This is a genomic window from Hydrogenophaga sp. YM1, from assembly GCF_016903055.1.
Lineage (GTDB): Bacteria > Pseudomonadota > Gammaproteobacteria > Burkholderiales > Burkholderiaceae_C > Hydrogenophaga > Hydrogenophaga borbori.
Genome location: NZ_CP070223.1, coordinates 3,157,704 through 3,170,569, shown reverse-complemented (window position 1 = coordinate 3,170,569; position 12,866 = coordinate 3,157,704). Strand labels below are relative to the sequence as shown.

General features: G+C 69.9%; 14 protein-coding genes. 9 read left to right on the top strand and 5 right to left on the bottom strand.

What is annotated here, in order from left to right:
- Window positions 1-8: 8 nt before the first annotated feature.
- Both JNX00_RS14920 and JNX00_RS14915 read right to left on the bottom strand, forming a co-directional pair.
- Window positions 9-1,484: a glutamine synthetase family protein gene (locus tag JNX00_RS14920; RefSeq protein WP_070397679.1), complete on the bottom strand. Its 1,476-nt coding sequence runs from the start codon at window positions 1,482-1,484 to the stop codon at window positions 9-11.
- Complete coding sequence (locus JNX00_RS14915) at window positions 1,481-2,854, bottom strand: Rieske 2Fe-2S domain-containing protein (RefSeq protein WP_204742756.1); 1,374 nt, start codon at window positions 2,852-2,854, stop codon at window positions 1,481-1,483. Before JNX00_RS14915 ends, JNX00_RS14920 begins: the two co-directional genes overlap by 4 nt.
- A gap of 78 nt (window positions 2,855-2,932) precedes the next feature.
- Here JNX00_RS14915 and JNX00_RS14910 point away from each other — a divergent pair, with 78 nt between their 5' ends.
- From JNX00_RS14910 to pgeF, 4 genes are all read left to right on the top strand, one after another.
- Complete coding sequence (locus JNX00_RS14910; RefSeq protein WP_204742755.1) at window positions 2,933-3,652, top strand: GntR family transcriptional regulator; 720 nt, start codon at window positions 2,933-2,935, stop codon at window positions 3,650-3,652.
- A gap of 141 nt (window positions 3,653-3,793) precedes the next feature.
- Window positions 3,794-4,900 (top strand): alkene reductase, encoded by a 1,107-nt coding sequence (locus JNX00_RS14905; RefSeq protein ID WP_204742754.1) that lies wholly within the window; start codon window positions 3,794-3,796, stop codon window positions 4,898-4,900.
- A 42-nt stretch (window positions 4,901-4,942) separates the two neighbouring features.
- Complete coding sequence (gene maiA / locus JNX00_RS14900; protein WP_204742753.1) at window positions 4,943-5,584, top strand: maleylacetoacetate isomerase; 642 nt, start codon at window positions 4,943-4,945, stop codon at window positions 5,582-5,584.
- Window positions 5,585-5,615: 31 nt separating this feature from the next.
- Window positions 5,616-6,395 carry a peptidoglycan editing factor PgeF gene (gene pgeF / locus JNX00_RS14895; RefSeq protein WP_204742752.1) on the top strand — a complete coding sequence of 260 codons (780 nt, stop codon included), beginning with the start codon at window positions 5,616-5,618 and terminating at the stop codon, window positions 6,393-6,395.
- Here pgeF and JNX00_RS14890 read toward each other — a convergent pair.
- The gene (locus tag JNX00_RS14890; protein ID WP_204742751.1) at window positions 6,315-6,623 is read right to left on the bottom strand and encodes a hypothetical protein; all 309 of its coding nucleotides are present in this window, start codon (window positions 6,621-6,623) and stop codon (window positions 6,315-6,317) included. The genes pgeF and JNX00_RS14890 overlap by 81 nt on opposite strands.
- Before the next feature lie 118 nt (window positions 6,624-6,741).
- On the opposite strand from JNX00_RS14890, the gene phaC reads away from it, so the two are divergent.
- The 3 genes from phaC to phbB all read left to right on the top strand — a co-directional run bounded on the left by phaC (window position 6,742) and on the right by phbB (window position 10,665).
- Window positions 6,742-8,553, top strand: a complete 1,812-nt coding sequence (phaC, locus tag JNX00_RS14885) for a class I poly(R)-hydroxyalkanoic acid synthase (protein ID WP_204742750.1) — start codon at window positions 6,742-6,744, stop codon at window positions 8,551-8,553.
- A gap of 144 nt (window positions 8,554-8,697) precedes the next feature.
- The gene (locus JNX00_RS14880) at window positions 8,698-9,876 is read left to right on the top strand and encodes an acetyl-CoA C-acetyltransferase (protein WP_204742749.1); all 1,179 of its coding nucleotides are present in this window, start codon (window positions 8,698-8,700) and stop codon (window positions 9,874-9,876) included.
- A 51-nt stretch (window positions 9,877-9,927) separates the two neighbouring features.
- Window positions 9,928-10,665, top strand: coding sequence for an acetoacetyl-CoA reductase (gene phbB, locus JNX00_RS14875; protein ID WP_070397688.1), 738 nt, complete (start codon window positions 9,928-9,930; stop codon window positions 10,663-10,665).
- A 19-nt stretch (window positions 10,666-10,684) separates the two neighbouring features.
- On the opposite strand, the gene JNX00_RS14870 is transcribed toward phbB, so the two are convergent.
- Window positions 10,685-11,107 carry a hypothetical protein gene (locus JNX00_RS14870; protein WP_204742748.1) on the bottom strand — a complete coding sequence of 141 codons (423 nt, stop codon included), beginning with the start codon at window positions 11,105-11,107 and terminating at the stop codon, window positions 10,685-10,687.
- A 44-nt stretch (window positions 11,108-11,151) separates the two neighbouring features.
- A complete protein-coding gene (locus tag JNX00_RS14865) occupies window positions 11,152-11,475 on the bottom strand; it encodes a 2Fe-2S iron-sulfur cluster-binding protein (protein ID WP_070397690.1) in 324 nt (107 codons plus the stop codon).
- Between the two features lie 96 nt (window positions 11,476-11,571).
- Between JNX00_RS14865 and JNX00_RS14860 the strand changes: the two genes are divergently transcribed.
- Both JNX00_RS14860 and JNX00_RS14855 read left to right on the top strand, forming a co-directional pair.
- Window positions 11,572-12,447, top strand: coding sequence for a LysR family transcriptional regulator (locus tag JNX00_RS14860; RefSeq protein WP_070397691.1), 876 nt, complete (start codon window positions 11,572-11,574; stop codon window positions 12,445-12,447).
- A gap of 9 nt (window positions 12,448-12,456) precedes the next feature.
- Window positions 12,457-12,858: a PPC domain-containing DNA-binding protein gene (locus JNX00_RS14855; protein ID WP_070397692.1), complete on the top strand. Its 402-nt coding sequence runs from the start codon at window positions 12,457-12,459 to the stop codon at window positions 12,856-12,858.
- Window positions 12,859-12,866: the final 8 nt, after the last annotated feature.

Below are 12,866 nucleotides of genomic sequence, written 5' to 3'. Positions count from 1 at the left end.
CGTGGGGTTCAGTAGCGCGAGAAGTACTCGCGGCGTTCGAAGTCGGTCTTGTCCTCGGCGGCGGCGTGGCGCTCCAGTTCGCTCTGCTTGATGCGGCAGAAGTGGTTCACCACGGTCTCGCCCAGGCCCTTGACCATGGCGGCGTCCGCGCGCAGCGCGGCCAGGGCGTCGCCCAGGTTGTTGGGGATGCGCTGGCTGCCTTCGGCGTAGGGTGCCTCGGTGCCCTGGGGCGCGGCCAGTCGCTGGTCGACGCCGTCCAGGCCGGCGTGGATCTGGCCGGCCATGCAGACGTAGGGGTTGGCCGCCGGCTCGCCCAGGCGGTTCTCGATGCGCGTCGCCCCGTCGCCCGCGCCGCCCACCACGCGCAGCATGGCGCCGCGGTTGTCGCGGCCCCACAGGATGGCCTGCGGCGCCAGCGCGTTCGGGCGGAAGCGGCCGAAGCCGTTGACGGTGGGGGTACACAGCGGCGTGAGCGCGGGCGCGTGCGCCAGCAGACCGGCCAGCCAGCCGGCGCCCAGTTCGCTGAGCGTGTGGGTGGCGTCGCGCGGGTCGGTGCCGGGCGCGGGCGCGTCGCGCATGAAGGCGTTGCGTCCACCGTCCAGCGCCACCACCGACTGGTGCAGGTGCCAGCCGCTGGACATGATGCCGGGGAAGGGCGGGCGGCACATGAAGGTGGCGTGGTAGCCCTCGCGGCGCAGCGCCTGGCGCACGCCGTTGCGCAGCAGCACCATCTGGTCGGCGGCGGTGAGCGCGTCGGTGGCGTCGAACACGGCCTCCACCTGACTCGGGCCGAGTTCGATCTCCAGCGACTGCAGCGGCAGCCCCAGGCCCAGCGCGGTGCGCTCGACGATGCGCAGCGCGTCCTCGGCCATGTCGGTCATGGCCTCGCCATGCAGCTGGTAGCCCGGGTGCACCATCTGCACCGCCGGCGGCAGGCCCGGCCAGGCGGCCCGTTCGGGGTCGAGCTGGGGCGTGGCGTCGGTGAGGCGGTAGATGTGGAACTCCACCTCCAGTCCGGTGGTGAAGCCCAGGCCGCGCTGCGCCAGCCGCTCCAGCGCGGCCTGCAGCACGCGCCGGCTGTCGAAGGCCACGGGCCGGCCGTCCTCATGCCAGGGCTGGGCGCGCAGCCAGGCGGTGCCGGGCGACCAGGGCAGCTCGATGAAGCTCTCGGGGTCGGGCAGCAGCAGCAGGTTGGAGGCGCCGGCGAAGCCGGGCAGGTCGGCCGTGCCGCCGGGCTCGAACACCTTCCAGGCCGTGCGGTCGGCGGTGTCCTTGAGCATCAGCGTACCCACCATGCCCACGCCCTGGCGCAGCGCGCGCACGGCGGCGTGCGGCATCAGCGTCTTGCCGCGCAGCAGGCCGTGCGCGTCGCACCAACCCACGCGCACGCGCTGAATGCCGCGCTCGGCGATCAGCCGTTCCAGCCGCTGGCAGGCGGCTTCGCGCTCGGGGGTGTGGAGTCCGCAGCGTTCGGCGAAGCTCATTTGGCGCCCGCCGTGGCCGCGTCCTTCGCGCTCCAGGGCGAACGCTCGCGGCGGTCGTCCACCGCCTTGCGCCACCAGGCGTCCCAGTCGCCCGTGGGGGCGAAGCCGTCGATGGTGTCGGGGCCATGGATGTCGCCATGCTTGGCCGCGTCGGCGATGCCGGGGGCGGTGCCGCCTTGCTCCACCGTGTCGATGGCCTGCTGCAGCATGCGGCGGTGGGCCATGATGACCTTGTCGCTGGTGCCCAGGTGCTCGCGCGTGCGGTCCTGGATGGCGCCCATGCTCTCGCAGGCCCATTGGTCGTGCACGTTGATGTCTTCCTCGCCCATGCCCAGGTAGGTGCGCTCCACCTGCTCCTTCGCGTTGAAGCCCCAGTCGTTGTGGCGGCCCATCTTGGGCTGGAAGAAGGGCAGGGTCACGGCGTCCAGGCGCGGCTTGCGCATGGCGTCCTTGTCCACGGCCTTGTCGAAGCTGGTGAAGAAGGCGTACCAGTAGTTGTGGGTGTCGTCCACCGGCACGTGCATCTGCGTGATCGTCATCGTCTCGGACAGCGGGATCACGAAGGTCTGGGGGAACACGCAGTTGGTGACGCGCACGTGGGTGAGCTCGTCGTTCAGGCGGCGCAGCGCGGTGAGCTGCTGGCCCCAGGGCTTGGGCTCGTGCAGGATCTCGGGTTGGCCGAACTCGCGCATCACGCGCGTCATGGGCCAGCGCTCGCCGTCCACTTCGCCGGCGCTGGCGCCGCGGAACTGCTTGCCATAGGCGTCGTCGAGCGAGCCGTCGTTGAAGAAGCGGTGCAGGTACGAGGCGTGCGCGGGGTCGATGCCCACCTCCAGCGATTGCAGCCAGTTGCAGTTCCACAGGCCCTTGAAGGCGAAGACGTGGGTGTCGGGCGCGCTGAAGCAGTCCAGGGCGGGCAGGGGCGGGGGCTCCACGCCCTCGGGGCCGAACCAGCCGAACAGCACGCCGCTGCGCTCGATCAGCGGATAGCTCTTCTGCGTCACGCGCTTGCACAGCGTGCTGCCGGCGGGCTCGGCGGGCGTCTCCAGGCAGCGGCCCTCGACGTCGAACTTCCAGCCGTGGAAGGGGCAGCGCAGGCCGTCGCCTTCGTTGCGGCCGTAGGCCAGGTCGGCGCCGCGGTGCGGACAATCGCGGTCGAGCAGGCCGAAGCGCCCCTCGCTGTTCTTGAACAGCACGAAGTTCTGGCCCAGCACCCGCACCGGCTTGACCGGGCGAACCGCCATGGCCGGATCGATCGCCGGATTGAACTCGTCGACCAGGGCCACGGGCTGCCAGTAGCGGCGCAGCAGGTTGCCACCGGGGGTGCCGGGGCCGACTTGGGTAAGGCGTTGATTCAGTTCAGCTTTCATGGGGCTCTGGGAAGGTTTGGGTGGGGGTTCTGTCTAAAACGGTATCCCGTTTTGAAAATGCAGTGTACAGTTTCAACCATGAGCTTGCAAGAAACCGTTTTGATGCAGTTGCGCGACTGGATCCTGTCGGGCCAGTTCGAGCCCGGCCAGCGCCTGGCCGAACAACAGCTGGCCGAGCGCCTGGGCGCCTCGCGCACGCCGGTGCGCGCCGCGCTGGTGATGCTGGAGCAGGAAGGCCTGGTCGAGGCGAACGAGACCGGCAAGTACCTGGTGCGCCAGTTCACCGCGCAGGAGGTGGTCGACGCCATCGCCGTGCGTGGCCACCTGGAGGGCATGGCCGCGCGGCTGGTGGCCGAACACGGGATACCGCGTGCCTTGCAGAACGACCTGCAGGCCGTGCTGGACGAAGGCGACCGCCTGCTGGCCGATGACCCGCTCACGCTGGAAAGCTATGCGGCCTACGCGCGCATGAACGACCGCTTCCACGAACTCATCCTGCAGGCCTGCGGCAATCGCGCCCTGCAGCGCGCGGTGGTGTTGAACGACAAGCTGCCCTTCGCACCGGCCTCGGCCATGCTGCCCATGCAGGGCACCGTGGCCATGGACCGCGACTGGATGCTCTACGCGCACCGCCAGCACCACATGCTGTTCGACGCCCTCAAGCGCGGCGAGGGCGCCCGCGCCCAGGCCCTGGCGGTGGAACACACCCAGGTGGCGCAGATGAACATGCGCCTGGCGCTGGAGCGGCGCAGCGAAAGCGAGCGCGTGATGCCGCTGATGAAGCTGGTGGTGGGCTGAGGCGGTTGGCGCGCCGGCGCGGGCGGCGTCGGGTAGCGCCAATCGCTTGGCCGTACGGGGCGTAGGCCCTTTGCGGCGCGGCCCGAGAATGCGGGTGTCGGCGGCCTGCGGGCCGCGCCCCTTCATCCGGAGAAACCGCCCATGACCACCCTGTTCGAGCCCACCCGCGCGGGCGACATCGCACTCAAGAACCGCATCGTGATGGCGCCGCTCACGCGCAACCGCGCGCCCGGCGCCGTGCCCACGCCGCTGATGGCGACCTACTACCGCCAGCGCGCCAGCGCCGGCCTGCTCATCACCGAGGCCACCGCCATCAGCCACCAGGGGCAGGGCTACGCCGACGTGCCGGGCCTGTACGCGCCCGAGCAGATCGCCGGCTGGAAGCGCGTGACCGAGGCCGTTCACCAGGCCGGCGGCAAGATCGTCACCCAGCTCTGGCATGTGGGCCGCGTCTCGCACACCGAACTGCAGCCGGGCAAGGGCGCGCCGGTGGCGCCCTCGGCCGTCACGGCCAAGACCAAGACCGTGCTCATCGTCGACGGCGTGCCGACCTTCGTGGACACCTCGGCGCCGCGCGCGCTGCGCACCGACGAACTGCCCGGCATCGTGGACGACTACCGCCGCGCCGCGCTCGCCGCCATCGAGGCCGGCTTCGACGGCGTAGAGATCCACGCCGCCAACGGCTACCTGCTCGACCAGTTTCTCAAGACCGGCGCCAACCAGCGCGACGATGCCTACGGCGGCGCCATCGAGAACCGCGCGCGCCTGCTGCTGGAAGTCACGCAGGCGGTCGTCGGCGCCATCGGCGCGGGCCGCACCGGCATCCGCCTGTCGCCCGTGACGCCGGCCAACGACATCGTCGACGCCGACCCGCAGCCGCTCTTCGAGTACGTGGCGCGCGAGCTCGGCCCGCTGGGCCTGGCCTACGTGCACGTCATCGAGGGCGCCACCGGTGGCCCCCGGCAGATCGACGACCGGCCCTTCGACTACGCCGCGCTGCGCCAGGCCTGGCGCAGCGCGGGCGGACAGGGCGCCTGGATGGTCAACAACGGCTACGACCTCGCGCTGGCCGAGCAATCGCTGAAGGATGGCGCCGACCTGGTGGCGTTCGGCAAGCCCTTCATCGCCAACCCCGACCTGGTGGAGCGCCTGCGCCAGGGCGGTCCGTTCAACCCCGCCGACCGGACCACCTTCTACGGCGGCGGCGAGAAGGGCTACACCGACTACCCGGCGCTGGCCGGCGCCTGAGCGTCCCGGTGCGCAAGCCCCCGGGGGTTATCCTCGGGGGCCATGAAGCTCTACAACTACTTCCGCTCCTCGGCCTCGTTCCGCGTGCGCATCGCGCTCAACCTCAAGGGCCTGCCCTACGAGTACGTGCCGATCCACATCGCGCGCGGCGAGCACCGGCAGGCGGCCTGGTCCGAGCAACTGCCCGAAGGCCTGGTGCCCACCCTGGAACTCGGCGATGGCACGCGCCTGACGCAGTCCATGGCCATCATGGAGTACCTGGACGAGACCCAGGCCGGCGCCAAGCTGCTGCCCGCCGACGCCCTGGGCCGCGCACGTGTGCGCGCGCTCTCGCAGATCGTGGCCTGCGAGATCCACCCCATCAACAACCTGCGCGTGCTCAAGTACCTCGTCAACGAGCTCAAGGTGGGTGAGGAGCCCAAGAACGACTGGTACCGCCACTGGGTGCGCGTCGGCCTCGAGGCCTTCGAGAAACAGCTCGCCGCCGGTCCCTCGGGCCGTTTCTGCCACGGCGACACGCCCACCATGGCCGACTGCTGCCTGGTGCCGCAGATCTTCAATGGCCAGCGCTTCAAGGCCGACTTCAGTGGCCTGCCTCGCACCATGGCCGCGTTCGAGGCCTGCATGGCGCTGGACGCCTTCCAGAAGGCGCAGCCCTCGGCCTGCCCGGACGCCGAGGCCTGATGGCCCTGGCCTGTTGCGGCATCGCGGCCTGATGGCGCCGGACACCCCCGCTTCGGTTTTCACGCCGGACTGGCCCGCGCCCGCGGGCGTGCGCGCCTTGTGCACCACGCGCGCGGGCGGCGTCTCGGCGCCGCCCTTCGACAGCTTCAACCTGGGCGACCACGTGCGCGACGATCCCGCCGCCGTGGCCGCCAACCGCCAGCGCCTGGCCGTGTTCTGCGCGCCGGCGCGCCCGGTGTTCCTGCGCCAGGTGCACGGCACGGGCGTGGCGGTGCTGGACGCCGGCACGCCCGACGGCGCCGAAGCCGACGCGGCCGTGGTGCACACGCCCGGCCTGGCCGCCACCATCATGGTGGCCGACTGCCTGCCGGTGCTGTTCGCCCACGCCAGCGGCCGTGCCGTGGCCGCCGCGCACGCCGGCTGGCGCGGCCTGCACGCCGGGGTGTTGGAGGCCACGCTTCAGCGGCTGCGCGAGGTGGCCGGCCCGGGCGAGGTGATGGCCTGGCTGGGTCCGGCCATCGGCCCCACGGCCTTCGAGGTGGGCGAAGAGGTGTGGGAAGCCTTCGTCAGCGCCGACCGCGCGGCCGCCGCGCACTTTCACGCCCACCCCACGCGCGGCAAGTGGTGGGCGGACCTGCCCGCGCTCGCGCGCCAGCGCCTGTCGGCGGCCGGGCTGCGCTCCTTGCATGGCAACGACGGCAGCGCCGGCTGGTGCACCGTCAGCGAACGCTCAAGGTTCTTTTCGCACCGGCGCGACGCCGCCCGCCTCGGCGGCACCGGTCGCTTCGCCGCCTGCGTCTGGCTGGGCTGAGGGCGCCGCCCGCTCGGACGCGCGCGCCGCGTCCTCGGCTGCTTCGCGCGCCTTGATCGCGCGGCGCCGCTGCGGCGTGCGCAGCAGGTACACCACCACGACCATGGGGAGTACCCCGTAGAGAAAAAAGGTCACAATGGCCCCGAGCACCGAGCCGGTCGTGTTCGTGGCCTCGGCCACCGACATCATCAGCACGACGTACATCCAAGCGATCACGACCAGGTACACGGCTTGCTTTCTCGTTGATTGGCGTCAATGCCCCATAGGGGCGGCGCAGGGATACTGGGACATTCCTGAAGACAAGGGCCGACACTGTAGGCCTAGCGTGAAAGCTGAGGAGACTGGCATGGCATCGGGCAAGAAGAACGACACGGCCGACTGGGCGCAGGCGGCCCAGGAGTTCCAGCAGGGCCTGGTGCGGCAGTGGGCGCAGATGGCCCAGGCCTTTCCCGGCGCCGCGTCCGCCACGGCCGGGCCCGCGCCCGACCCCATGGCCGCCTTCCGGGCCTTCATGCCGCCCGCGCAGGGCGCCGCGCCGATGGGCATGCCAGCCTTCACCGAGCTGTTCCAGCAGGCCGGTGGCGCCCAGGCGTCGCTCGATCCGGCCACCTTGCTGGAAATCCAGCAGACCTACCTGAAAGACGCCGCGGCCTTGTGGAATCAGGGCCTGGCGGCCAGGCCGGAGGGTGACCGCCGCTTCGCGTCCGAGGCCTGGGGCGGCAATCCCCTGGCGGCCTTCACGGCGGCCACCTACCTGCTCAACGCCCGCACCCTCATGGCCATGGCCGAGGCCGTGCAGGGCGACGCCAAGACCAAGGCGCGCGTGCGCTTCGCCGTGCAGCAGTGGATCGACGCCAGCGCGCCGAGCAACTTCCTGGCCTTCAACGCCGAGGCGCAGAAGAAGGCCATCGAGACCCAGGGCGAGAGCATCGCCAAGGGCGTGGCCAACCTGCTGCACGACATCAAGCAGGGCCACGTCTCCATGACCGACGAAAGCGTGTTCGAGGTCGGCAAGAACGTGGCCACCACCGAAGGCGCGGTGGTGTTCGAAAACGAGCTGTTCCAGCTCATCGAATACAAGCCGCTCACGGCCAAGGTGTACGAGCGGCCCTTCCTGCTGGTGCCGCCTTGCATCAACAAGTTCTACATCCTCGACCTGCAACCCGACAACTCGCTGATCCGCTACGCGGTGGAGCAGGGTCACCGCACCTTCGTCGTGAGCTGGCGCAACCCCGACGAGTCGCTGGCCCAGGCCACCTGGGACCAGTACATCGAGGACGCGGTCATCCGTGCCATCGAGGTGGTGCGCGACATCAGCGGCGCCAAGGACATCAACGCCCTGGGCTTCTGCGTGGGCGGCACCATGCTGGGCACGGCGCTCGCCGTGCTGGCCGGGAGGGGCCAGCAGCCGGTGCACAGCGCCACCTTCCTCACCACGCTGCTCGACTTCCGCGACACCGGCATCCTCGACGTCTTCATCGACGAGAACTTCGTGCGCTTTCGCGAGATGCAGTTCGCCAACGGCGGCCTCATGCCCGGGCGCGACCTGGCCACCACTTTCAGCTTCCTGCGGCCCAACGACCTGGTCTGGAACTACGTGGTGGGCAACTACCTCAAGGGCGAAACGCCGCCGCCTTTCGACCTGCTGTACTGGAACTCCGACAGCACCAACCTGCCCGGCCCCTACTACGCCTGGTACCTGCGCCACATGTACCTGCAGAACGACCTGATCAAGCCCGGCGAGGTGTTGGTCTGCGGGCAGAAGATCGACTTTCGCCAGGTCAAGCTGCCGGTCTATATCTACGGCTCGCGCGAGGACCACATCGTGCCCATCGGCGGCGCTTATGGCAGCACGCAGCTGTTCCCGGGCAAGAAGCGTTTCGTCATGGGCGCCTCGGGCCACATCGCGGGCGTCATCAATCCCGCGAGCAAGGGCAAGCGCAGCCACTGGACCAGCGGCTCCAGCGCCTTCCCGGAGAACGTGAAGGACTGGATCGCCCAGGCCACCGAGCACCCGGGCAGCTGGTGGACCGACTGGGCCGCCTGGCTCAAGCCCCTGGGGGGCAAGCAGATTCCCGCGCCCAAGGCCTACGGCCGGGGCAAGGCCTACGGCGCCATCGAACCCGCGCCGGGCCGCTACGTGAAGGCCAAGGCGTGAGATGACTCTCCCCCGCGCCGCTTCGCGTCGCCCCCCACCCGGGGGCGACACCAGGGGCCCGGCAAAGCCGGTTCCTCGGTGCCTCGGGCTGAAGGACGCCCCTCCCGGATCGCATTTGCTTTTTATCCCTACAGGAGAACGCTCATGGAAGACATCGTCATCGTCGCCGCCGCCCGCACCGCGGTCGGCAAGTTTGGCGGCACGCTGGCCAAGACGCCCGCGACCGAACTCGGCGCCACCGTCATCAAGGCGCTGCTGGAGCGCAGCGGCCTGCCCCACGACGCCATCGGCGAAGTGATCATGGGCCAGGTGCTGGCCGCCGGCGTGGGCCAGAACCCCGCGCGCCAGGCCATGATGAAAGCCGGCATCGCCAAGGAAACACCCGCGCTCACCATCAACGCGGTGTGCGGCTCGGGCCTGAAGGCCGTGATGCTCGCGGCCCAGGCCATCCAGACCGGCGACAGCGAGATCGTCATCGCCGGCGGCCAGGAGAACATGAGCGCTTCGCCGCACGTGCTCAACGGCAGCCGCGACGGCCAGCGCATGGGCGACTGGAAGATGACCGACACCATGATCGTGGACGGCCTGTGGGACGTCTACAACCAGTACCACATGGGCATCACCGCCGAGAACGTGGCCAAGGCGCACGGCATCACGCGCGAGATGCAGGACGCGCTGGCCCTGGGCAGCCAGCAGAAGGCCTCGGCCGCGCAGGAGGCCGGCCGGTTCAAGGACGAGATCGTGGGCGTGAGCATCCCGCAGAAGAAGGGCGACCCCCTGGTCTTCGACGCCGACGAGTTCATCAACAAGAAGACCAGCGCCGACGCGCTGGCCGGCCTGCGCCCCGCGTTCGACAAGGCGGGCACGGTGACGGCGGGCAACGCCAGCGGCATCAACGACGGCGCCGCCGCCGTGGTGGTGATGAGCGCGAAGAAGGCGGCCTCGCTGGGCCTGACGCCGCTGGCGCGCATCGCCGCCTTCGGCACCAGCGGCCTGGACCCGGCCACCATGGGCATGGGTCCGGTGCCGGCGTCGAAGAAGGCGCTGGCACGCGCGGGCTGGAAGGCGGCCGACGTGGACCTGTTCGAACTCAATGAAGCCTTCGCGGCCCAGGCCTGCGCGGTGAATAAAGCGCTGGAGCTCGACCCGTCGCGCGTCAACGTCAACGGCGGCGCCATCGCCATCGGGCACCCGATCGGTGCCTCGGGCTGCCGCGTGCTGGTGACGCTGCTGCACGAGATGCAGCGCCGCGACGCCAAGCGCGGCCTCGCGGCCTTGTGCATCGGCGGCGGGATGGGGGTTTCCCTTGCTGTCGAGCGCTGAGCGCACGGCTAGCATGAACGTGTTCAACAACAATCGCCTGGAAAGGTCACCATGAGTCAGAAGGTTGCATACGTCACGGGGGGCATGGGGGGCATTGGCACCGCCATCTGCCAGCGCCTGCACAAGGAGGGCTTCAAGGTCGTTGCCGGCTGCGGGCCCACGCGCGATTACCAGAAGTGGCTCGACGAGCAGAAGGCCCTGGGCTTCACGTTCCACGCCAGCGTGGGCAATGTGGCCGAGTGGGATTCCACCGTCGCCGCGTTCGCCAAGGCCAAGGCCGATCACGGCTCCATCGACGTGCTGGTCAACAACGCAGGCATCACGCGCGACCGCATGTTCCTCAAGATGACGCGCGAGGACTGGGACGCGGTCATCAGCACCAACCTCAACTCCATGTTCAACGTGACCAAGCAGGTCGTGCCCGACATGGTGGAGAAGGGCTGGGGCCGCATCATCAACATCAGCTCCGTCAACGGCGAGAAGGGCCAGGCGGGCCAGACCAACTACTCGGCGGCCAAGGCCGGCATGCACGGCTTCACCATGGCGCTGGCGCAGGAGCTGGCCAACAAGGGCGTCACGGTGAACACCGTGAGCCCGGGCTACATCGGCACCGACATGGTCAAGGCGATCCGCCCTGATGTGCTGGACAAGATCGTGGCCACCGTGCCCGTCAAGCGCCTGGGCGAGCCGAGCGAGATCGCCTCCATCATCGCCTGGCTGGCCGGTGACGAGGCGGGCTACTCCACCGGCGCCGACTTCTCGGTCAACGGCGGCCTGCACATGGGCTGAGGGCCTCGGCCCCGCGGCCTCAGGCGCCTGGGGCCACCTCGAAGTCGATCAGGTCCACCGACACGATCTCGTCCGGCTTGCCGCTGCACCAGTGCAGGTACAGCGTCATGTCGGTCGAGATGCCGCCGTGCAGCGCGCCCGGCGCGTTGTACATGAAGCTGCCTTCCCTGGCCACGACCCGTCCGCGCGTGTCGTAGTAGGCGCCTTTCATGATGTAGACCTCTTCACCGAGTTCGGGCGCGCGGCCCATGATCTTCCAGGCCTTGCCCGGTGGCGCCACGAAGCGGGCGATGACGGTCAGGCCGTGCGCGTCGCGGCGCAGCACGCGGCGGAAGCGCCCGTATTCGCGGCCGTCCTCCCAGATGATGTTGTAGTCCGCGGGTTCCCAGGGGCTGTCGTCGGGATGGAGCTGGAAGGAGCGGGGGCGAGGGGTTTGTGGCATGGCAGTAGGGGTGAGGTGGTGAAACGGTGTCTTGGGGGTGGCGCCTAGATCTGGGTCGCCGGCAGTTCAACAATCAGCCCGTCGCTCAGCCGGTCCGCCAGCACCTGGCAGGCCAGCCGGCTGCCCGTTCGGCGCGGCGCGGCGGTGAACTCGAGGACCTGCCGTTCCATCTCGCTGGCCGGCGGCACCTTGGCCAGGGAGGCTTCGTCGAGGTAGATGTGGCAGGTGGCGCAGCAGCAGGCGCCGCCGCATTCGCCCAGGATCTCGTCCACCGCGTGCTGCGTCGCGGCGCGCATCAGGGTTTCGCCATCGGGTGCGTCGATGGTCCTGCGTCCCCCATCGGGGCTGACAAAGGTGATTCGGGGCATGGGCGTCGCGGGTGGGGGCTGTGCTGGCGGTGGAGTCTGCGGCCCCCGGTGCTAGGATTCAAACGCTGTTTTTTGACCCACCCATAAGTTCAGCTGATGCACATCAGTCTCCGGCAACTGCGGGCCTTCATTGCCGCGGTCGAGACCGGCGGTTTCACGCGCGCCGCGCACCGACTGCACCTGACCCAGTCGGCCGTCAGCATGGTGATCCGCCAACTGGAGGCCGAGGTCGGCCTGCCCTTGTTCAATCGGGAGGGCAAGCGCATCACGCCGACCGAGATGGGCCTGCAGCTGGTGCCCATCGCCAAGCGCATGCTCGACGATCTGGACCGCATCGCCGTCAGCGCGGCCGACGTCCGCCAGCTGCAGCGGGGCTCCTTGCGCTTCAGCGCGCCGAGCCTGCTCGCCTGCACGCTCATTCCCCCGGCGCTGGCCGAGTTCTCGGCCCGGCACCCGCAGGTCAGCGTGCAGATCATGGACACGGCGCTGGAGGACATTCCCGCCGCGGTCTCGCGCGGTGCGGTGGAGTTCGGCATCGGTCCGGACCGGCCATGCGATGCCGGCGTGGAACGCCGTTTCTTTCGCAAGGTCGCGATCCAGTTCGTCTGTTCGTCCGCGCATCCCGCGGCGCGCAAGCGGTCCATCCGATGGAGCGACACGCAGGACGATCCCTGGATCTGCTACCCGAGCACGTTCGAGAAAGACATCCGCGAGGCGCTGTGGCGGCACGGCCGCACCCAGCGCATGGAAGACGCCACCGTCGTCGAGCACCTGCCCACGGCGCTCGCACTGGTCGGCCAGGGCCTGGGCGTCACCACCGCCCCCGATTACGCCAGGGCCTTGCGCCGCGATCTCAAGCTGAGCTTCATCCCGCTGGTCGAACCCGCGATCGAGCGCGCGTTCTATATCTACCAGCGCAACGGCCATCCGCTCTCGCCTGCGGCGCGCGGATTTCTTGATGAGCTGATGTAGACCGCGACCATGGACCACCTGCCCTTGCGCCTGAACCCGGGTGAGGACCTGCGCGCCGCACTGCAATCGGCGGCGCGTGAGCACCACCAGCGCGCGGCCTTCGTGGTCGCGGGCATCGGCAGCCTGGTGGACGCTCGCCTGCGCCTGGCGGCGGCCGAGGACGTCCTGCTCGTGCCCGGGCCCAGCGAGATCCTCACGCTCAGCGGCTCGCTGGGCATGGACCACGCGCACCTTCACATGAGCGTGGCGGACGCCCAGGGCCGCGTGTGGGGTGGGCACGTGATGGCGGGTTGCTGCGTGCGCACCACGGCCGAGCTGCTGATCGCCTGGCTGCCCGACTGGGACTTCGCGCGCGAGCCCGATGCGGCGACGGGCTACCTTGAGCTCGTCGTCCGGCCCCGCGGCACCTGATCCACGCG